The 21,022-nt window shown below is 60.5% G+C and carries 14 protein-coding genes; 8 read left to right on the top strand and 6 right to left on the bottom strand.

Translation table 11 applies throughout. From position 1 onward, the window contains the following. Positions 1-123 precede the first annotated feature (123 nt). Positions 124-1,587: a betaine-aldehyde dehydrogenase gene (gene betB, locus IG627_RS14995; RefSeq protein WP_193193194.1), complete on the bottom strand. Its 1,464-nt coding sequence runs from the start codon at positions 1,585-1,587 to the stop codon at positions 124-126. A 346-nt stretch (positions 1,588-1,933) separates the two neighbouring features. On the opposite strand from betB, the gene IG627_RS14990 reads away from it, so the two are divergent. The 8 genes from IG627_RS14990 to IG627_RS14955 all read left to right on the top strand — a co-directional run bounded on the left by IG627_RS14990 (position 1,934) and on the right by IG627_RS14955 (position 16,349). Beyond that, positions 1,934-4,015: a pectate lyase family protein gene (locus tag IG627_RS14990; RefSeq protein WP_193193193.1), complete on the top strand. Its 2,082-nt coding sequence runs from the start codon at positions 1,934-1,936 to the stop codon at positions 4,013-4,015. 81 nt (positions 4,016-4,096) lie between these two features. Then, on the top strand, positions 4,097-6,646 hold the full coding sequence (locus IG627_RS14985) for a pectate lyase family protein (RefSeq protein WP_226865203.1): 2,550 nt from the start codon (positions 4,097-4,099) through the stop codon (positions 6,644-6,646). 261 nt (positions 6,647-6,907) lie between these two features. Next, positions 6,908-9,403, top strand: a complete 2,496-nt coding sequence (locus IG627_RS14980) for a fibronectin type III domain-containing protein (RefSeq protein ID WP_193193192.1) — start codon at positions 6,908-6,910, stop codon at positions 9,401-9,403. Next, on the top strand, positions 9,373-9,540 hold the full coding sequence (locus IG627_RS14975; RefSeq protein WP_193193191.1) for a hypothetical protein: 168 nt from the start codon (positions 9,373-9,375) through the stop codon (positions 9,538-9,540). The genes IG627_RS14980 and IG627_RS14975 overlap by 31 nt, the downstream gene beginning before the upstream one ends. 57 nt (positions 9,541-9,597) lie before the next feature. After that, complete coding sequence (locus tag IG627_RS14970) at positions 9,598-12,621, top strand: TonB-dependent receptor (RefSeq protein WP_193193190.1); 3,024 nt, start codon at positions 9,598-9,600, stop codon at positions 12,619-12,621. A 101-nt stretch (positions 12,622-12,722) separates the two neighbouring features. Further along, positions 12,723-14,339 carry a pectate lyase family protein gene (locus IG627_RS14965; RefSeq protein ID WP_193193189.1) on the top strand — a complete coding sequence of 539 codons (1,617 nt, stop codon included), beginning with the start codon at positions 12,723-12,725 and terminating at the stop codon, positions 14,337-14,339. A gap of 44 nt (positions 14,340-14,383) precedes the next feature. After that, the gene (locus IG627_RS14960; protein WP_193193188.1) at positions 14,384-15,136 is read left to right on the top strand and encodes a rhamnogalacturonan acetylesterase; all 753 of its coding nucleotides are present in this window, start codon (positions 14,384-14,386) and stop codon (positions 15,134-15,136) included. A gap of 121 nt (positions 15,137-15,257) precedes the next feature. Continuing rightward, positions 15,258-16,349 carry a pectinesterase family protein gene (locus IG627_RS14955; protein ID WP_193193187.1) on the top strand — a complete coding sequence of 364 codons (1,092 nt, stop codon included), beginning with the start codon at positions 15,258-15,260 and terminating at the stop codon, positions 16,347-16,349. A gap of 7 nt (positions 16,350-16,356) precedes the next feature. On the opposite strand, the gene IG627_RS14950 is transcribed toward IG627_RS14955, so the two are convergent. The 5 genes from IG627_RS14950 to IG627_RS14930 all read right to left on the bottom strand — a co-directional run bounded on the left by IG627_RS14950 (position 16,357) and on the right by IG627_RS14930 (position 20,950). Continuing rightward, entirely contained in the window at positions 16,357-16,749 is a 393-nt protein-coding gene (locus IG627_RS14950) for a VOC family protein (RefSeq protein ID WP_193193186.1), read from the bottom strand. A gap of 11 nt (positions 16,750-16,760) precedes the next feature. After that, complete coding sequence (locus tag IG627_RS14945; protein WP_193193185.1) at positions 16,761-18,017, bottom strand: pectate lyase family protein; 1,257 nt, start codon at positions 18,015-18,017, stop codon at positions 16,761-16,763. A 33-nt stretch (positions 18,018-18,050) separates the two neighbouring features. After that, the gene (locus tag IG627_RS14940) at positions 18,051-19,352 is read right to left on the bottom strand and encodes a TRAP transporter large permease (RefSeq protein WP_193193184.1); all 1,302 of its coding nucleotides are present in this window, start codon (positions 19,350-19,352) and stop codon (positions 18,051-18,053) included. A 16-nt stretch (positions 19,353-19,368) separates the two neighbouring features. Next, positions 19,369-19,884, bottom strand: a complete 516-nt coding sequence (locus IG627_RS14935; protein WP_193193183.1) for a TRAP transporter small permease — start codon at positions 19,882-19,884, stop codon at positions 19,369-19,371. Between the two features lie 82 nt (positions 19,885-19,966). Further along, the gene (locus tag IG627_RS14930) at positions 19,967-20,950 is read right to left on the bottom strand and encodes a TRAP transporter substrate-binding protein (RefSeq protein ID WP_193193182.1); all 984 of its coding nucleotides are present in this window, start codon (positions 20,948-20,950) and stop codon (positions 19,967-19,969) included. Positions 20,951-21,022 lie beyond the last annotated feature (72 nt).

Below are 21,022 nucleotides of genomic sequence, written 5' to 3'. Positions count from 1 at the left end.
CATTCCGCATTCCGCATTCCGCATTCCGCATTCCGCATTCCGCATTCCGCATTCCGCATTCCGCATTCCGCATTCCGCATTCCGCATTCCGCATTCCGCATTCCGCATTCCGCATTCCGCATTTCAGTAAGGCGAATCCACATCCCCCGCCGCCACGTAGACTGTTTTCAAGCGCGTATAGTGCTCGAACGCCCGCCGACTGTTCTCCTTGCCGATACCCGACTGCTTGAAACCGCCGAAGGGCATTTCCACCGGCGTCAGGTTGTAGTGATTGATCCACACTATGCCGGCATCCAGCCTGTCGGCGACCCGGTGCGCGCGCTGGATATCCCGGGTAAACACGCCACCGGCGAGTCCGAATTCGGTATTGTTGGCGCGCTCCAGTACCTCACCCTCTTCGCGGAAACTGAGCAGCGACAGCACCGGGCCGAAAATCTCTTCGCGTACTATGGTCATATCGTCGCGCAGGCCGTCGAATATCGTCGGCTGCACGAAGTTGCCACCCTCACAGCCGGGTACTTCCGCCCGGCCGCCACCGAGCAGCAGCTTGCCTCCCTCGGCCTTGCCCTTGTCGATATAGGCGAGCACATTCTGCAGATGCTCGGCGCTGATCAGCGGCCCCACATCCGTGTCCGGATCCAGCGGGTCGCCGACTTTCATCTTGCCCGCCCGCGCCACCAGCTTCTCGATAAATTTTTCCCTGATGGATTCCTGCACGAATACCCGCGTACTGTTGGTGCATATCTGCCCCTGGGTATAGAAGTTGCCGAGCAGGGCCGCGCCCACGGCGTTGTCCAGGTTGGCGTCGTCGAAAACGATCAGCGGCGACTTGCCACCCAGCTCCAGGGTGACGCCCTTGAGGGTATCGGCCGCCGCGCGCATCACCGCCTTGCCGGTGCCCACCTCACCGGTGAGCGACACCTTGGCGATGCGCGGGTGGGCCGTCAGCGCCTGGCCTGTCTCGGCAAAGCCCTGCACCACATTGAAAACGCCGTCCGGCAGTCCGGCGTCCTTGAACAGCTCCGCCAGGCGCAGCGCCGACAGCGGTGTCAGCTCCGCCGGCTTGAAGATCATCGCATTACCCGCCGCCAGTGCCGGTGCCGATTTCCACGCGGCTATCTGCACCGGATAGTTCCAGGCACCGATGCCGGCGCAGATGCCCAGTGGCTCCGGTCGGGTATAGAAGAAGCCGCCGGGCACCGGCTGGTATTCCCCCTGCAGGGAGGCCGCCTGGCCGGCGAAGAATTCCAGGCAGTCCGCCGCCGAGCCCACATCCGCTTCCGGCGTCTCGGCAATCGGCTTGCCGCCGTCGAGGGATTCCAGCCGCGCTATCTCGTCGCAGTGTTGGCGCAGCAGCTGCGCGGTGCGCAACAGCACGCGGCCGCGCTCGGCGCCACTCATGGCCGCCCACTCCCGCTGCCCCAGTTCGGCGGCCGCCACCGCCTTGTCCACGTCCTCGGCACCGGCCCTGGCCACGCGGCAGATAACCTCTCCGGTGGCCGGGTTCAGGGTATCGAAGAAGCTGTCGTCGCTGGCGGCGACATACTGGCCGCCGATCCAGAGCAGGCGGTCGTCCAACAGGGCCATGGTGCTCTCCTCAGAGTCCGGGTGAGAGCTACAAGTCTAGATGGCCGCAAACCCGCGAGGGCGCACCTTTCCACGCAATAGTGTGTCGCGACGCGCATTTCCTCCAGGGATAGGTGCATCCGCAAGGATTACTCCCACCAACAGGCTTTACAAAAAATAGCAGACTGGCTAACCTCTTTTTCACTTTTGGTCTTGCCAAATCAAAAACAGGTAGACCAAAAGCCCCGCAGTTTGGGATAGCAGTTCAGCGATGATGATCAGCCGGCTGTCCCTTTCCGGGGCACTCCCAGCCGAAGTGACTGATTATCGAATCTTTCAAACTCCAATAATAAATTCGGAAAGTCACATGAAAACCAAAACGAAAGTCCCGGCAGTGCTCGGCGCACTGCTCGGCGGTCTATTGAGCTCCACCTCTCTATCGGCGCAGCCGGTAGGCTACGCACCGCAAACCGGCGGCCCCCCGGGTGGCGCCGGGGGCCAGGTTATCTACGCCACCACCGGCACGGAGATTCACGCGGCACTGTGCAACCGCGCCTCCAGTGACACCCCCATCATCATTCACGTCGAAGGAACGATAAATCACGGCAATACCAGCAAGGTCTCTGGTGACAGCTGCAATACTGCCGACGACAAGATCGAGATCAAGGATGTCAGCAACATTTCGCTGATCGGTGTCGGCAGCGGCGCCCTCTTTGACGAACTGGGCATCCACCTGCGCAACGCTTCCAATATCATTTTGCAGAACCTGCACGTGCGCAATGTGAAGAAATCCGGCTCGCCCACTTCAAACGGCGGCGACGCCATCGGTATGGAGAGCAATGTCTTCAACGTGTGGGCGGACCACCTGACCCTGGAAGCCTCAGGCGGTGAGAGCGACGGCTACGATGCGCTCTTCGATATGAAGGCCACCACCAAGTACGTCACCCTCTCCTACAGCATTCTGACGGGCTCGGACCGCGGCGGACTGGTCGGCTCCAGCGACAGCGATGACACCAACGGGCCTGTGACCTATCACCACAATCTGTTCGACAACCTGAAGTCGCGGGTGCCGCTGCTGCGCCACGCTACGGCACACGCCTTCAACAACCACTACCGCGGTATCTGGGGTTCCGGCATGAACCCGCGCATCGGCGGCCGCATCCGCGCGGACAACAACTATTTCGAGAACTCCAAGGATGTGCTGGGCACCTTCTACACCAACGACATGGGTTACTGGCATGTGAACGGAAATATCTATTCCAATATCACCTGGACCGCGGACGACGACGACAACCATCCGGCGGGCCCGAACCCGGTGTCGACCACCTCCATCAGCATCCCCTACTCCTACCCGCTGGATGACGCCGGCTGTGTGCCGCAGATAGTGCTGGCCACCGCCGGTGCCAACAAAGGCCTGCTGGTCTCCGATGGCAACTGCCAGAGCCAGGGCGGTTCCTCGTCGGGCGGCTCTGGCAGTTCCGGCGGTGGCTCTTCGAGCAGTTCCAGCTCTTCCAGCAGCTCCTCGAGCAGCTCCGGCGGCGGTTCATCCTCCGGCGGTTCCGGCGGCGAACCCGGCGAACTGGGCCCCAACCTGGCCATCGGCGCCGGCTCCGACGGCAGCAGCAAAGGTGGTGGCAGCAGCTATGGCAATGTGCGCGACGGCGACCTGCAGAGCTACTGGCAGCCCGGTTCGTCCAGCGGCGAACGCATTTCGGTGAAGGACTTCGGCGGCAGCCTCAATACGGTGATCATCCGCGAGATCGGCAGCGCGGTGCAGAACTGGCGCCTGGTGAACCATGACAACGGCCAGGAGCTGGCCTCCGGTAACGGCATTGGCTCAGCCATGCAGATCCATATCGGCGACCAGAACATGGACAAGATCAACCTGATGATCGACAGCGCTTCCAGCGCGCCGCAGATCGCCGAGTTTGAAATCTACAATGCGACTGGCGGTGGCTCCTCTTCAGGCGGCTCCTCTTCCGGCGGTTCCAGCAGCTCCAGCAGTTCCGGCGGTTCCAGTGGCGGTGGCAGCGCCACCATCACCATTGAGGAAAATGCCAGCGGCTTCTGTAACGTGGACGGCGCGGTGGAGAGCGAGCACGCCGGCTACACCGGCAGCGGCTACGCCAACACCGACAACGCCTCCGGCGAGGGCGTGGATTGGGCGGTATCCGCACCCTCGGCCGGCGTCTATACCCTGCTGTGGCGCTTCGCCAACGGTACCAGCGACAGGCCGGCAAATGTGCTGGTAAACGGTGGCCAGGTGGCCAGTATCAATATGGACGGCACCGGCGCCTGGACCAGCTACGTCGACAGCGGCAGTGTCGAAGTGGGCCTGAACGCGGGCAGCAACCAGCTGCGCCTGCAGGCCACCGGCAGCGGCGGACTCGCCAATATCGACCACCTGGAAGTCACCGGCAGCAGCCCGCAGGCGGGCAGCTGTAACTGATCTATTTTCCCCATCCCCCCAGAATGCAGGCGCCCCTCGCGGGCGCCTGCCTTACCGGCAAAGACAAAATCGGACAACTCCATGAAAACCACAGCGAAAATTCCTGCGGCGTTCTGCGCACTGCTGGGAGGCCTGTTGATGTCCGCCTGGACATCGGCCCAGGAGCTGGGCACCAATCTGGCGCTCTCCGGCGGCGCCGACGGCAGCAGCAAGGCCAGCGGCTCCAGCTACGGCAATGTCATCGACGGCGATCTGCAGAGCTATTGGCAGCCGGGCTCCTCCAGTGGCGAGCGTGTTTCTGCAAAAAACTTTGGTAGCACTTTCAATACCGTGATAATTCGCGAGATCGGCAGCGCGGTGCAGAACTGGCGCCTGGTGAACCACGATAACGACGAAGAGCTGGCGTCCGGCAGTGGCATAGGCGCCGAAATGCAGGTCTATCTCGGTGATGTCTCTATGGACAAGATCGACCTGATGATCGACAGCGCCAACGGTGCGCCGCAGATCGCGGAATTTGAAATCTACAACGCGAGCGGCGGCGGCTCCTCCTCCAGCAGCTCTTCGTCCTCTTCTTCCTCTTCCGGTGGGTCCTCCGGGAGCGGCGCCAGCGGCACACTGACACTGCAGGAAAATGCGCCGGGCTTCTGTTCCGTCGACGGCGCCATCGAGAGCGAACACGCGGGTTATACCGGCAGCGGCTACGCCAATACCGATAACGAATCCGGCACCGCCATCGAGTGGTCCGTCGTTGTGCCTGAGGCCGGTCTCTACACACTGCAGTGGCGCTATGCCAACGGTTCCGGCGATCGCCCCGCGGATGTTGTTATCAACAGCGGCCAGGTGACAGGCGTAAGCATGGATGGCACCGGCGGCTGGACCAGTTACGCCAACAGCGACCAGGTAGTGGTGGGACTGAGCGCCGGGTACAACACCATCCGCCTGCAGGCTGGCGGCAGCTCCGGACTGGCGAATATCGACCGTATCGAAATTACCGGTATCGATCCCGTCACTGGCGACTGTGAAGGTGGCTCCGGCAGTTCCTCCAGTTCCAGCAGCAGTTCCTCAGGCGGTTCCTCTTCTGGTGGTTCCTCCTCTGGAGGCTCCAGCAGCAGCTCCTCTTCCAGCGGCGGCGCCTCCAGTTCCGGCTCGTCCGGCGGCAGCTCTTCAGGGGGCTCCAGCGGCGGCAGTAGCGGAGGAGAGATCAGCAACGCCTGCTACCTTCTCGCCACGGATCCGAACGTCAACTGGCGCGATTCCGCCGAGCTGGACAGCGACCAGGAAATCGTCGAGTGCCTGTCCAACACCCTGGGCCGCGCGGTGGGATACGGTGAAAATGCCCTCGGCGGCTACGACCCGGGCGGCAACAGCGTGTTGACGGTGATCACCAAGAACAATCCCCAGGGGCGCTCGGTGGAGCAGCAGATTCTCGATGCCATAACCGGCGATGGCCACAACTGGATAGTGTTCGACAAGTTCGACTTCGCCTCGGTTGGTGGAGAGGAAACCGAGGTCGCCATGTACCGCACCCACTGCGACAACGCGGACGTGCAGGCGGCCATCGGCGGCAGCGAGGCCCAGTGCATCAACTACCGGCAATGGTGCTCCGACAACGGCCACGGCTCCGGCCAGCCCTGCCTGGACGAGTTCTTCAACGAGCGCCTCAATGACAAGGATCTGCCGATCCGCAACCCGGTGATCGGTTCCAATACCACTATCGACGGGCGCCTGAGCAACGCCTACTTCCGCTTCAACGGTTTTGCCATCGGCAGGGACAGTTCCGGCCAACCGACACAGACCGCCAACAGCGTGATCATCACCCACCTGGATTTCCGCGGTGCGGGTCATACCGAGGACCACGGCCTGGATCCGGATATGCTGCGCTCCACCGGCGCCTCCCACGATATCTGGATTCACAAGAACAGCTTCGACACCACCGGCGATTCCGCCTTTGACGTGAAGGTGGGGGCCTACGACATCACCATGTCCTTCAACCGCCTGGTGAATGTGAAGCGCGCCTCCCTGCACGGGTCCAGTGACAGCCGCACCATCAACGAGCAGATCACCACCACCATGCACCACAACGCCTTCATCACCACCGACGACAGCTACTCGACATTGGGTAATACGCTGCGCCGGATACCGCTGATCCGCCGCGGTACCTCGCATATGTTCAACAACCTGTTTATGAACTATCGCAAGGACATTCTCAGTGTGCGCGTGGGTGCCAGTGTACTGTGGGAGGACAACGCCTTTCTGATCAATCGCGATCACCAGGAGAAGGACGATGCTGATCAGGCACTGGACGAACGAGCCGAGGAGCTGGCGCGGGATGTAGATGGCGGCAACTTCCGCGACGACGGCTCCCGACTGTGGTTCGCCGATGCCCAGTGCAACCTGGACCCGGCCTTCGCCCGCGAGATCTCCGACGCCTCCGGCAGTGTCGGCGACCTGAACCAGGACTACAGCCAGGCCTCGCGCGACACCATCCTGACCAACTGGCTGCCCGCCGGCCAGAACCTGGCGGACTATATCGCCGCCACCGCGGGCATAGGTGGCGCAATGCCGTTCAACTCGCCGCTGGCCAGCGATATCAACTATGTACTGGGCCTCGGCAAAGTGCCCTGCCAGTAAAGCCAGGCGCTAACCCTCTCTGATCGTTTTGGGCGCCCGCGGGCGCCCTTTTTTGTTTCACCACTGTCGAGCCGGCAAAAAGATGAAACTGGCGCCGACTTGACTGACCTTTCTGCAGAACCTTCATTACCAATTACATAAACTCATTGAATATGCCTAACCAATTTGTTTAGATTGCCTAGCCAATAATAAGTATACGCCGAGACTCTGGGTACTCGAGCTCGATAACAATAACTAGCGATGACGTAGAGAGGATGCGCCATGAAACCCTGGCCCAAGAGACCTTATGCCGGCACAGCGGTATCCCTATTCCTGTTTTCAAGCCTGAGTGTCCTGACCGCCTGCAGCGGCGGTGGCGCGGATTCCGGCAATGAGGGGGAAGTGATCACCACTCCACCCTCCAGCTCCTCTTCCGGTGGCAGCTCCGGCGGTTCCTCCTCCGGGGGCAGTTCAGGTGGTTCAAGCGGCGGGACCGGAGACGGCGGTCCGATCCTGAGCGAGAACTTCGGCGACAACACCTTCGTCAATATGGACCGCAACGACAATATCACGCTGTTCAGCCCGGACTACAAGGCGGTGGAAGCCAGGAACGGCGACGACTGGCCCTCTTACTACTACCCCACCTGCTGCTATTTCGACGACGCCTCAGCCGCTGGTGACGGTTACATCGATGACCTGGCCGATCGCCTGGGCCTGAAAAACGATAGCGGCAACCCCGCCCTCTTGATCCACAATGCACGCTTCGCCGTTGGCCAGACCAAACCGGACATCAGCGCCTCCGATCCCAAGGTCAATTCCACCACCTCCGACGACGTGGCCACCTGGGGCGAGCTGGACCTGAGCCAGGACTATCGCATTTCTTTCTGTGTGAAAGAGGCGGACGGCAGCGGCCTGGTGCAGATCTACGCGGACAACAACAGCACCGGCGAGGCCAATTCCTACCACGGCGGGGGCAGCCAGGGCTCGCGCATTTTCAATGTCAACGCCAGCCTGCTGGTTCCCGGCGAACGTGTGGAAGTGAATATCCCCGGCGATACTCTGGTGGCCGGCGAGCGCCTGGACGACAGGCCCTCACGAGTGGGCACCGCCAGCTCTTTCCTGCAGTTCCGCGCTGACAGCTCCGCCACAATCATCATCGACGACCTGCTGATCGAGCGCCAGAGCGAGAGCGGCCAGGCGGATCTGCCGGAGTGTAATGTCTTTACCCCGGCCAGCGCCCCCGACAAGCCCGAGGCGCCCGGTGTCTTTGCCGGCGACGGCCAGGTCAGCGTCAGCTGGAACGGCGTAGTGGGCGCCATCGAGTACCAGATCGCCTACGGCAGCGAGAATGACGTGGCTTCCGCGACTGTGGTGGAAGATGTCACGTCCCCACATGTCCTCAGCGAACTGGAAAACGACACCGAGTACTTCGTTTTCCTGCAGGTACGCAATGCCGTCGACTGGAGCGAGTGGAGCGACAGCGCCAGCGCGACCCCTGAAGCGCCGGTGGGTGACAGCTGTACCCCCACCACCCAGGTGGACACCAGCATTCCCTGGAGTGTCTACGATGGCTGCCTCTCCCCCGGGGATGCGGGTTCGCTGGTCTACGACACCTCCGTGCAGGGCACCTTCGACTTCGGTTCTTCCGATCCGTCGCTGTTCGCCGCCGTTACCAATGCCGAAGACGAAAAGCTGGGCACCGCCCTGCTGGATACCACCGCGGATGCCTCTTTCAAGAGCCGCGGCGAGTTCGATGGCATTTTCGCTGCCGGCTATCCCAAGCACCTCACCGCCATCGCGCGCATCAAGGCCGACAACCCGGCCCAGCGCGGCTTCGAAATCCAGACCTACTTCGGCGAGGCCGGCAAGCGCGTGAATATGCAGTTGCGCCCGGACCAGGGGTCGGAACAGGGGCGTATTCACCTGGAGAAATTCACCGACGGCAGCAGCGACGTCAAGGCCGAAGCACCGCTGCAGGACGGCGAATTCCATATCTTCCATATCGCCTTCACCATGACCGACGCCGACACTCTGACGGCCAGAGTTTACGTGGATGGCAACGATACGCCGGTGATCTACGAGACAAGCACCGGTCGTGACAGCGGCGGCGAAAACAAGCTGCGCGTCGGCGAGGATTCCAGCTCCGCCCATCTGGCGGAAGTGGACTGGATCATCTGGACCACTGACAGTGCTACCGCGGCCAAACGGCCCTCGGCGCTGGTCGATGCCTTGCCCGATGGCATTGGGGTACTGGGTGCCTATGGCACTGACGATGGCCTGATCCTCAGTGAAAACTTCGATGCCGCCACCGACGGCGATGGCGACAACAGCAGCCTGTTCACCGCCGGGTACAAGAGCATTTCAAGCGACTCAAGCAAGCCCTTCTTCAATGCCAACAACGGCGCCTCCCGCGTAGTGGTGAGCGGCGGCGCGCTAAGCTTCTACAACGCACGCTTCACCCTGGGCGACCCCACCGGCGGCGACAAAACCACAACCGCGGACGACACCTTAACCCGCGGCGATATCGACCTGAGCCAGCCCTACCGGATCAGCTTCGATGTCATCACCAACGACAATGCCGACGACGGCAGTGGAAAGTGCCAGCTCTACGTGGATAACGATGGCACCAGTTCCGGCAACTCCATCTGGGGCGGGGGATCGCAGGGGTTCCGATCCGCCGGGTTGCTCGAGGGGGGGGGGGGGGCCCCCCCGGCGATTCGAAGATCTTCGAATCGCCGGTTCTCGAGATGGCGGGCGGCGCACCCACCGGCACTGTGATCATCGAGAGCGATCCCGACCCCGAATCTGAAGACTATGTGGGTTCCACCACCTCCTTTATCCAGTTCCGCTGTGACAGCGGTGTGGAAGAGGCCACCCCCATAACCATCGACAACCTGGTCATCGAACGCCAGTAAGGGACCGGCGCGGTCGCTCGCGGCCGCGCCCAGAAAAATAAAGATGGGAGAAAAACGATGAATTACCACAGCAAAAAAATACTGTCCCTGGCCATAGCAGTTGCCAGTGCCCCGGTGTTTGCCCAGCAGGAAGGCGAACGGGACAGCGAATACGATGCGTCGATGGAAGAAGTCTATGTAGAGGGCGTGCGCAGCGCCGACCTCAATGCCCGCGCCGCGGAGAGAGACAAGGACAATTTCAGTTCCATCGTCACCCAGGACGACGCCGGCAACTTCTCCGACCAGAATGCGGCGGAATTGCTGCGGCGTATGCCCGGTGTAACGCTGCAAAAGAGTGAAGGCGAAGGCAAGTTCGTCTCCCTGCGCGGCCTCGGTCCCGGCATGGTAAGCGTGCGTATGGATGGCGGCATACTGGCCAATGCCGGTGGTGGCAGTGGCGGCAGTGACGACGAGAACCGGGCTTTTTCCCTCGACGGTCTTCCCACCGATGTACTGCAGTCTATCGAGATCAATAAATCCCTGACGCCGGATATGGATCTGGATGCCATCGGCGGCTCCATCAATGTAACGACCCTTTCCGCCCTGGATCGCGGCCGCGACACTTTCAAGCTGAGTGCGCAGAACTACTACCACGACCAGGCCGCGGAGAGTTCACCGAAAATTTCCCTGCAGGGAACCAATATCCTGCTGGATGAAAAACTGGGTATCGCCTACACCGGCTCCTGGGAAAGGCGCACCACCCAAGGCTATGAAACCCTGCACCACGAGACCACCCTGCCCAAGTATGTCACTTCCGGTGAAAACCGCATGCTGATTCCTTGGGAATTCCAGACCCGCCAGGAAAATGCCGAGCGCGAACGGGTGGCCGCACTCCTGAATCTGGAGTACCAGCCAGACGACAGCAGCCGCTACCGCCTGAAGCTCAATCACACCAGCTATTCCGACGAGGATATAGCGCTGCGGGAGTACTACCGCTTCAATTATGATTACGACGATGAAGGTATTCCTACCGAGCTGGATTATCTGGACAACGGCAATCAGATCCTCGGTGGTGGCAGTGTAGACCTGCAGCAACAGTTCTTTATCCAGGAGTCAGAGGTCACCACCAACACTCTCTCACTCGGCGGTGAAAACCGCCTTGGTAAAGGGTGGGAGGCAAAATATGAACTGGTATCGTCCCGCAGTGAGAATGAAAAGCCGGATGGACGCCGGGTGCAGTTCCGCCTCCGCGACCTGAATGCGCTGGGGCACTCCGGTGAAGACTTTGTCAACGGACAGATCATTTCCGGCCCACAGCTCGACGAACTTGCAGAGAGTGGCAGCATCGCTACCGGAGCCGTTTCCAACCCCAATGGATATCAGTACGGCAGCGTGGCCCAGCCAAATCTGATTTACGATAACTTGTTCCTGGAGGACAGCCTGCGCGAGGATGCGGTAGATCAGTTTTCTTTCGATTTGCGCAAGGATTTTGACGGAGTCCTGCTGAATTACGTCAAGACCGGGGTGAAAGTCCGCAAGCGGGAGCGCAGCTTCGACAAGAATCGCTCCAGCGTGAACAACCCCGCCGAGAAGAAAATCCTCGGCTGTGCCGGCGATAGCCTCTGCGAAGAACTGGTAGGCGAACGTCTGGGCACCTTCGAAACCTATATCCCGGAAAACAGTAACTTCGACCACGCCCTGATCACCCAGAGCGAAGCGGATCGCCTGATCGCCGCGACCCGAGCAATTGGTGACAATTACGATCCCGACGAACGGGAGGTGGAAAGCAACCGCCTGGACTACGACTTGAGCGAGGACACCGCTGCTGTCTACGCCATGGCGGAGTTCCAGGTACTGCCGGAGGCCACACTGATCGCCGGCGCCCGCTATGAAAGCACCAAATTCAGATCCACCGGCTATCTATCCATCCGCAACGACCGCAACGAGGACAGTTCCGCCCTGGATTCCTTCGATATCGGTCTGCCACTTGCAGATGCGGGAAATGACTACGGAAACTTCCTGCCGGCGCTGCACTACCGTCACGAGCTCTCAGACAAGCTGCTGGCGCGCGCGTCCCTCTGGACCAGCTTCAGCCGTCCGGATTTTGGCGACTCGCGCGCCTTCTTCGAGGTGAAGGATAGGGTCATCTTCTGCAATACGGATCCCGATTACGATCCGGCAGACTACGCGGGAAACACCCAGTGCGGCGACCAACCGGGCAGCATCATTCCCACCGGGGAAGATCTCGACTACCAGGCGCAGTACCTGGCCATGTCACCGGCCAACTCTGTGCGTATCGGCAACCCGTCCCTGGACCCGATGCGAGCCGCCAACCTGGACCTTTCCCTCAGTTACTACGGCGAGGACACTTTCCTCGAGGGTGCCCTCTTTTACAAGGCCATCGATGACTTTATCGTGGATGCCGCCGGAGTCGACATCAATATCTCTGAACTGGGCTTCCATGTGCCGGTGGAACAGGTGGATCTCTTCCACATAGATCCCAACCTCACCCTGACCAATGCCAGCACCTACCTCAACGGTGAAAGTGCCAAGGTCTACGGTGCCGAGCTCAGCTTCAGCCAGTATTTCGACGGCCGCTGGGAGAGCCATAACATCGGCCGCTGGCTGGACAATATTTTCATTCAATCCAATCTCACCGTGCAGCGCAGTGACGGCAAGGTGGGCGACACAGTGCGCGTCAGCACAATCCAGCTTCCGGAGCAGGCCGACATGGCTGCCAACCTGACCCTCGGCTGGGAGAATGACACATTTTCGCTGCGGCTGATCGCAAACTACACCAGTGAAATCCTCAAGCGGATCGGTAGCTGTACCGCCTCGGATATCGAGAAGGATGCGGCGCTCGGATTTGCCCAGAACTGTAACGACTGGGCAGACGTCTACCAGGACGAAGCGGTTGCCTTTGATATCAAGGCCAACTACCGAGTGGCAGATGGAATCAATCTGTACCTGGATGCCATCAACATCACTGACAGTGTCGACCAGTATTACTTCTCCGGCAATCGGGATTCCGGCGGCCCCATATTGTTCAACGTGGAGCAGTACGGACCCGGCTACCAACTGGGCCTGACCGTCGATTTTTAACTCAGCAGTTCCATGCGCATCATCATGCCCTAGCTTGTTGCCCCGCTCCGCGGGGCTTTTTTCCCCTCTTACGCCCAAGCCGGCACTGTTGAGGATTCTTTATGACGTACAGCCCCCGCTTTCTGGCTGCCCTCTTCTGCTCTGCCCTGCTGTCTGCCTGTGGCGGAGGTGGTTCCAGTGAGACCATTCCGCCGCTCAGTGACAGTGGATCTTTCGGATCTTCCTCGTCGAGCTCGTCGTCCTCCAGCTCGTCGTCTTCCGGCGGCTCTTCTTCCAGTGGATCTTCTTCGAGTGGAAGTTCCGGCGCCTCCGGCGGTGCTGTCTCCATCAGCGAGGCCTGCCGCACCCTGGCCACAGTTCCCAATGTCAATTGGCGGGATTCCACGGAACTGGATAGCGACCAGGAGATAGTCCAGTGCCTGTCGCAGACTTTGGGCCACGCCGTCGGTTATGGCGAAGCGGCACTGGGCGGCTACGATCCGGACGGCGGCAGTGTGCTGACCGTAATCGTCGAGCCGACCAGCGACGCCGACGGGCGCAGCGTGGAACGACAGATACTCGATGCCATAGCCGGTGGCGAACACAACTGGATCGTCTTTGACAAGTTCGACTTCGCCGCAGAAACCGAAGTCGCCCTGTACCGCAACTACTGTGACAGGTCCGCAGTACAGAACGCTATCGATGGCAGCGAAGCCCAGTGCATCGACTACCACCAGTGGTGCGCGGACAAGGGTATCGAGGCCGGACAGGCCTGCCTGGAGGAATTCTTCAATGTGCGTCTGAACCTGGACGGCCTGCCGATCGGCAACCCGGTGATCGGCGCCAACAAGACCCTGGACGGTCGCCTCAGCAACGCCTACTTCCGCTTCAACGGCTTTTCCATCGGCACCGACAGCGACGCTTCCGATAATGTGATTCTCACTCACCTGGATTTCCGCGGCGCCGGCCACACCGAGGACCACGAACTGGATCCGGACATGATCCGAGCCACCGGCGGCTCCCGGGACCTCTGGATTCACAAAAACCGCTTCGATCTCACCGGCGACTCCGCCTTCGACGTCAAGCGCGGTGCCCACCACATCACCATGTCCTTCAACCGCCTGATGGATGTGAAGCGCGCGAGCCTGCACGGTTCCAGCGATGACCGCACCGAAAACGCGAATATCCGCACCACCATGCACCACAATGCATTTGTCACCCGTGACCAACGCTACGACAGCTTCGGCAGCACCGGCCGCCGGGTACCGCTGATTCGCCGCGGCAGCTCGCATATGTTCAACAACCTGTTTATGAACTACCGCAGGGACGTGCTCAGTGTGCGCGTCGGCGCCAGTGTGCTGTGGCAGGACAATCTATTCCTGGTCAACACGGAGCACGGTGAAACCCTGGACTATTTGCAAGCCAATCTGGCTCGCGATATCGATGGTGGCAGTTTCGCCGCCGAGGGTTCACTGGTGATGCTGGCCGACGCCGACTGCAACCTGGATACCTCCGTATCGGCGGAGATCAGCAGCGCATCCGGCACAGTTGCCGACCTGTCCACGGACTACTCCCAGGAATCCCGCGATACCATCGGTGCGCAGAAGGTCAGCGCCGGCCAGGAGCTGGCGGACTACATCAGTGCCGCGGCGGGACCGGATGGTGAAATGCCGTTCAACTCGCCGCTGGCCAACAACCAGGCCTATGTGCTGGCTCTGGGCAAGGTCTCCTGCCAGTAAGCTCCCCGCCGTTCCTACAAGGGCAAAATCATTGAGGTGAAATAATGAGAAAATGGCTCTGCATACTGCCACTGTTTATATCAGCCGCCAGTTACGCCGAAACCGTTTATATGGCCGGCGACTCGACCATGGCCATCAAGGAGATCAAGGACTACCCGGAAACCGGCTGGGGCGTCCCCTTCGCAGTCTTCTTCGATGACAGGGTTATGGTGGACAACCGGGCCAGAAACGGCCGCAGCACCCGCACCTTTATCGAGGAGGGTCGCTGGCAAGATATTGAAGCGGCACTGCAACCGGGCGACTTCGTGATCATCCAGTTCGGCCACAATGACGAATCGGAAGAGAAGGCGGACCGCTACACCAAGCCGGAAGCGTACAAGGCCAATCTCAGCCGCTTTATCCGCGAGACCCGCGCCAAGGGCGCCAGGCCGCTGTTGCTGACGCCGGTCACCCGGCGCTATTTCGACGACTCGGGCGAGATAGAACACACTCACCCCTATGCGCCTCTGGCCAGGCAAGTGGCCGCAGCGGAAAAGGTGGACTTTATCGATATGGAGCTCATCTCCCGCGAATACTTCCAGTCACTGGGCGACAGGGACTCCGCGCTGCGCTTTATGCACATTCCGCCGGATACCCACCCCAGCTATCCGCGGGGTGTGCGCGACGATACCCACTTCAATCAGCTGGGCGCGCGGGAAGTTGCGCAGCTGGTACTGAAGGAACTGAAGAAAATGGAGCATCCACTGGTGCAGAAGCTGCGCCAGCCGGACCCCAAGCACCTGGCCCTGGAATACTGACGTTGCTCTTGTAGGAGCGGCCCTTGGCCGCGATCGGTATTCCAGTAAACTCCCGAGACTGATCGCGGCCACCGGCGGATGGCCGCCCCGCCGCTCCTACAGGGCGACATGAGTAGACTAAATGCGATATCTGATTTTTTCGACCCTGGCACTGTTTTTCCATTCCGTCAGCGCCGCGCCCGACTTCCAGGCGGTTGTCGATAGCAGCGGTGGCGAAGCGAGTTACCGCACCATTGGCGCCGCGCTGGCAGCTGCGCCGGCTGCCTCGGAGAAGCCGTATGTGATCTATATCCGCAACGGGCACTACAGGGAAAAACTGACGGTAAACAGATCCAACATCGCCCTGATCGGTGAATCGCAGAAAAGCACCCTGATTACTTACGGCGCCTTCGCCGGCCAGAAGATGCCGGGATCAGACGAAACCTGGGGCACCTTCCACTCCGCCACCCTGACGGTACTGGCACCTGATTTCAGTGCGGGAAATCTCACCATAGAGAACAGCTTCGATTTTCTCGCCAACGACGCTCTGGACAGGGACCATCCACGGAAGATCGGCGGTACCCAGGCGGTGGCCCTGGCTCTCGACGGCGGCAGCGATCGCGTCGCTTTTCGCAATGTCCGGATTTCCGGTTTCCAGGACACCCTCTATGCAAATACCGGTCGCAGCTATTTTGTCGACAGCATCATTGAGGGCAATGTGGATTTTATCTTCGACGCAGGCACTGCGCTGTTCGAAAACAGCGATATCGTCAACCGTCGACGCGCCGGAGGCAGGATGCCCAGCGGCTATATCACAGCGCCCAGCACCAATATCGACAGCCCCTACGGCTTTGTATTCCTGCGCTGCCAGCTGCGGAGGGAGGATGGTGTGCCCGCCCAGTCGGTGCCCCTGGGGCGGCCCTGGCACCCGACCACCGACTTTGACGACGGTCGCTACGCGGATCCGGACGCGATTGGTGCCAGCGTATTTATCGACACTTATATGGACGATCATATCAGCCGCGAAGGCTGGACCTCGATGCGCGGTACCGCTCGCGACGGCACCAAGAGTATGGTTTTCACACCGGAAAGCGCCCGCTTTTTCGAATACCTGAGTCGCGGTCCCGGCGCCGCCGTCAATGCGGCACGGCGACAGTTGAGTACGGAGGAGGCGATGCACTACGCACGGGACAAGGTGCTTCGCGGCTGGATACCGCCATTCGCGGACCCTTGAATACTGCCTATACCGGGGCCAGCATCGGTTGGCCGCGCTTGCACAACTGGATCGCCAGCCCCCAGGGGTCCCGCATCATCACCAGGTGTGAGCCGTCCTCCAGCCGCACTTCTTCCACAAAATCGGCACCGGCCTTTTCCAGTCTGGCTCTGTCAGAATCCGGAGTTTCGCTGACAAAGGCCAGGTGCAACAACAGGGGATCCATTGCGCTGTAGGACGGGACCTGGTCTGCGGGGTTGTTGTATATCTCTATCATCACCGCACCACTGGAATCGGCGAGGAAATGGGTAAATGGCGCCCTGTGCAGACGGCGCGCCACGCGCATTCCAAAATGCTGCTCATACCAGGCGGCCACCGCCATGGGGTCACTCACGTTGAATGCGAAGTGCTCGATTTTCATTGCTTTCCTCTTCACTCCAGTTCGACGGCCAGCTGTTCCAGCCAGGGCTCCACTGCTTTGGGAATCGATAGCGGCCGGTAACTGGGCTCGCTGGCCGGGTAGCCACCCACCTCTTCCTGACTGTCGATAATCCGCCCGCGGCGATTGGCGATATCCCAGATAATCCGGCGATCGACAAGATCCCGGTCTTTCGGCCGCGCACCCGCGTGCGCCAGCAGGTGTTTCTCAACTGCCACTGCCGGCAGCGGCTCCAGACCAGGGGGCCATACCGGTCTCTCTTTCAGCAGATTGATCACGCCCTGGGTGATGGGAACCGGCTCGCCGTCCAGATCGAACGCCCGATTGTCCTCCAGATAGGCATCGCCCTGATGGGCGATCAGGGCGAGATCACTGTTGGAGTCGCGACCGTATAAGAGCAGATTGCCCACCGCCGACACGCGGGCATTGCGCGGTCGGAACCTGGCATCCCGCCACTCGTTGGCCTGGTAGCGCAACTGAATGGCGAAGTTGTCCGCGTTGTAGATCAGATTGTTCACCACCGCCCCGGTAGTGTGGGCCTTGAAATAGGGATTGCGTTCCGCATTGTGCGCGAACAGGTTGCCGATGATTGCCACCTCTCCGGCGAAGTCGTGCACCAGTAGTCCCTTGGAGTGCCGCCCTTTTTTGTGACTGGAAAAATCCAGGGCCTCGGCGATGATGGAATTGCTGATGGTCACCTTGCGCGCAGTGTGCGCAGGCCCAAGAGTGCGCGGCCCCGAAATGGACATATTTTCGTCCACCGCCCAGCTGACGGAACAGTGATCGATATGCACCCGGTAGGCATCGGCGCCAGAAACGCTGATACCATCCGGCGCCCAGCCGCTGCGCGGTGCCTGGCCGGCATCGCCGGGGCGCACGCGGATATGCTGCACGCGCACATCGTGTGTGCGGATCGACAGGCCGCCGCGGATCAGGGTAATACCCGGTGACGGTGCCGTCTGCCCGGCGATTGTCACAAAGGGTTCGGTCAGGGCCAGGCTCGATCGTTGAAGGTCAATGACACCGCCCACTTCGAAGACCACCACCCGCGCGCCCTTTTCCTGCAGCGCCGCGCGCAGGGAACCGGGCCCGTCGGCATTCAGGTTACTGACCCTGACAATACGTCCATCCAGACCACCGCGTGTATCCAGGCCAAAGCCCGACAGCTCCTGGAGGTCAAGTGGTACCGCGACCGCGCGGGAAAATGCCAACAGCAACAACCACAAACAACACCGGCGACACCTGTTCATGGCAACCTGCCTCCCTAAGCGCTATCGATGGATTCAGTCGATAAGCCCCAGCGCGCGCGGCAGGTATTCGCTGATCGCCGGCACATAGGTGACCAGTATCAACACCAGGAACATCATCGCGTACATCGGCAGCAGCGGTTTTATAAGGCTGGTGATGGAGGTCTTGGCAATACTGGCGCCGACGAACAGCACGCTGCCCACCGGCGGAGTGCACAGGCCTATGCACAGGTTCAGGATCATCACTATGCCAAACTGCAGCGGCGACATGCCAAGCTCGGTCACCACCGGCAGGAAAATCGGGGTGAATATCAGTACTGCCGGGGTCATATCCATAAAGGCACCCACGGCCAGTAATATCAGGTTGATGGTCAGCAGTATCAGCAGCGGATTTTCGCTGATGGTGATCAGCGCCTGGCTGATGGTCTGCGGGATATTCTCGTAGGACAGAATCCAGGACATGGCCGAGGAGGCGGCGATCAGGAACATCACTATCGCCGTAGTCTCTACCGCCTTGACGAAAATGCCCGGCAACTGGTGCACCTTCACCTCGCGGTGAATCAGTACCGACAGCAACAGTGAATAGAGCACCGCGATGGCGCTGGCCTCAGTCGCGGTAAATATGCCGCTGATGATGCCACCGATCACCAGTACCACCAAGAAGAGACTCGGGATGGCATCCAGGGTTGTCGCCAGGGCTTCGCGCCAGGGTGTCACTTCACCCACCGGGTAGCCCTTGGCCTTGGCCCAGATGCCGCACACCATCATCAGGCCCAGGGCCAGGATCAACCCCGGCAGGTAGCCGGCGATAAACAGTGCGGCGATGGACACGCCCCCGCTCGCCAGCGAGAAAATAATCAGGATATTGCTCGGCGGAATCAGCAGGCCGGTAGTGGAGGATGCGACGGTAACGGCGGTATTGAAACTTTTGTCGTAGCCTTCTTTGTTCATCGACGGAATCATGAAACCGCCGATGGCTGAAGTGGCCGCCACTGCGGATCCGGAGATGGAACCGAACAGGGTGCAACTGATGATGTTCACAAATGCCAGGCCACCGGGCAGCATGCCCACGAGTACCCGCGCGAAGGCGATAATACGCCGCGCAATACCACCGCTGCCCATCAGCAGACCGGAAAGGATAAAGAAGGGAATCGCCAGCAGCGCAAAGCTGTCGATACCGCTGGCCATACGCTGGGCCATGGTAATCAATGCCGGCAACGGATCTATGGTGACCAGCATGGTCAGCAGTGTGGCCACGCCAATACTGATGGAAATGGGCACATTGAGCGCGAGCAGGACCAGGAAGCTGATCAGCAGTACGGCGATAGAAATTTCCATGATGGTCTCCTGTTACCTAGCCCCGGGCGGACGCCAGTTCCGCAGACTGCTCCACAACGTCTCGCCCGGCGCTGCCCCCAAACACCAACTGCAGCAGTTGGTCGATACAGAACAGGCAGATGAGCCCCCCAGACAGCGGAATCACGCTGTAGACATAGCCCATCGGTACATTCAGCGCGGCGGAGAGCTGGTTGAGTTCGAAGGTCAGCAGTACCAGCTGGACACCGCCAAATACCATCACCGATGCGGCAAAGGCGAAACACAGGCAGATGGTCAGCAGTCGGACCTTGATACGCAGCTTTTCCGGCAGTGCATTGGTCAGCAGGTCGATGCCCAGGTGGGAATGCCTGCGATAGGCATAGGCCGCGCCGAGAATACCGATCCACACCAACAGATAGCGGGCCAGTTCTTCTGTATAGGAGCTGGGGCTCATGGGCAGGAAGCGGGTGAGTATCTGCCAGGTCACATCCAGCACCATCAGCGCCAACAGACTGCCCAGCAGCAGTTCCAGCAGCCGGTCTATTCTTTGCATTAGCATCTCTGCGTTACCTTCTTGTATTTATCGGGTTTCGCCTTGGTTTTTCTGTAGGAGCGGCGGGGCATTTTTTTAACTTTTATTGAACCCGGGCTATCTGCGCCAGCAGTTCACCCACGTCGGTGCCTTCGAAACTCGCGTGCAGTGGCTGCACCGCATCGATAAACGGTTGCTTGTCGGGATAGATCACCTGCACGCCTGCCGCCTCCACTGCCGCCAGCGATTCGCGCGTGGACTCCTGCCACAGGGTGCGCTGGTAGGCGACCGCCTCCTCCACCGCCTGCTGCAGCCAGGCCTGTTGCCGGCGGTCGAGTTTTTTCCACACCTCGGTGCTGATCAACAACATATCCGGCACATAGGTGTGTTCGTCGAGGGTGTAGTACTTGGAGACTTCGTAGTGCTTGGATAGATAGAAACTGGGCGGATTGTTTTCCGCCCCCTCGACCACCCCCTGTTGCAGGGCCGTGTAGAGTTCGCCCCAGCTGACCGGTGTCGCCGCGCCGCCGAGGGTGTTGACCATCTTGATGGCGGTCTGGCTGTTCTGCACGCGGATCTTGAGACCGTTCAGGTCCGCCGGTGTGTGGATGGGCCTGTCGTTGACGTAAAAGCTGCGACTGCCGGCGTCGAAGTAACCGAGGCCGCGCAGGCGCGCGCGCTCACCGGCCACCAGCAGTTCCCGGCCTATGTCGCTCTGCAGGACTTTCCAGAAATGGTCTGAATCGCGGAAAACATAGGGCAGGTTGAAGACTTTCAGTTCCGGCACAAAGCCCTCCATGGGACTGGCGGAGACCTTGGTCATCGCCAGGCTGCCGATCTGCAGCAACTCGATCAGCTCGCGCTCGCTGCCCAGCTGGCCGCCGGGATAGATATCGATACGCATGCTGTCGCCGGACAGCACCCGCAGTCGCCGGTCCATAAACTCCATGGCCCGGTGCACCGAGTGCTGCTGGTCCAGTGTGTGGGCCAGCTTCAACGCCGTCTGCGACGGCTTGAAGCCGCAGCTGCCGATCAAAAGCAGCAGCGCCATAACCGCCACCTTGAGGGGCAGTGTTCTCTTCTTCATCTTCTCTACCTGCTCTCTATTATTATCGCTACAGGCTTATTGTCGGCCGGCTTGTCGCCGGTTCGGCAGACC

The sequence above is a fragment of the Microbulbifer taiwanensis genome (assembly GCF_014904815.1).
GTDB classification, from domain to species: Bacteria; Pseudomonadota; Gammaproteobacteria; order Pseudomonadales; family Cellvibrionaceae; genus Microbulbifer; species Microbulbifer taiwanensis.
This window is presented reverse-complemented; position numbering and strand designations above follow the sequence as displayed.

What these genes read in the sequence shown, in the direction of transcription:
- betB (WP_193193194.1), bottom strand. Translation starts at nt 1,587, where the DNA reads ATGGCCCTGTTGGACGACCGCCTGCTCTGGATCGGCGGCCAGTATGTC.
- IG627_RS14990 (WP_193193193.1), top strand. Translation starts at nt 1,934, where the DNA reads ATGAAAACCAAAACGAAAGTCCCGGCAGTGCTCGGCGCACTGCTCGGC.
- IG627_RS14985 (WP_226865203.1), top strand. Translation starts at nt 4,097, where the DNA reads ATGAAAACCACAGCGAAAATTCCTGCGGCGTTCTGCGCACTGCTGGGA.
- IG627_RS14980 (WP_193193192.1), top strand. Translation starts at nt 6,908, where the DNA reads ATGAAACCCTGGCCCAAGAGACCTTATGCCGGCACAGCGGTATCCCTA.
- IG627_RS14975 (WP_193193191.1), top strand. Translation starts at nt 9,373, where the DNA reads ATGGCGGGCGGCGCACCCACCGGCACTGTGATCATCGAGAGCGATCCC.
- IG627_RS14970 (WP_193193190.1), top strand. Translation starts at nt 9,598, where the DNA reads ATGAATTACCACAGCAAAAAAATACTGTCCCTGGCCATAGCAGTTGCC.
- IG627_RS14965 (WP_193193189.1), top strand. Translation starts at nt 12,723, where the DNA reads ATGACGTACAGCCCCCGCTTTCTGGCTGCCCTCTTCTGCTCTGCCCTG.
- IG627_RS14960 (WP_193193188.1), top strand. Translation starts at nt 14,384, where the DNA reads ATGAGAAAATGGCTCTGCATACTGCCACTGTTTATATCAGCCGCCAGT.
- IG627_RS14955 (WP_193193187.1), top strand. Translation starts at nt 15,258, where the DNA reads ATGCGATATCTGATTTTTTCGACCCTGGCACTGTTTTTCCATTCCGTC.
- IG627_RS14950 (WP_193193186.1), bottom strand. Translation starts at nt 16,749, where the DNA reads ATGAAAATCGAGCACTTCGCATTCAACGTGAGTGACCCCATGGCGGTG.
- IG627_RS14945 (WP_193193185.1), bottom strand. Translation starts at nt 18,017, where the DNA reads ATGAACAGGTGTCGCCGGTGTTGTTTGTGGTTGTTGCTGTTGGCATTT.
- IG627_RS14940 (WP_193193184.1), bottom strand. Translation starts at nt 19,352, where the DNA reads ATGGAAATTTCTATCGCCGTACTGCTGATCAGCTTCCTGGTCCTGCTC.
- IG627_RS14935 (WP_193193183.1), bottom strand. Translation starts at nt 19,884, where the DNA reads ATGCAAAGAATAGACCGGCTGCTGGAACTGCTGCTGGGCAGTCTGTTG.
- IG627_RS14930 (WP_193193182.1), bottom strand. Translation starts at nt 20,950, where the DNA reads ATGAAGAAGAGAACACTGCCCCTCAAGGTGGCGGTTATGGCGCTGCTG.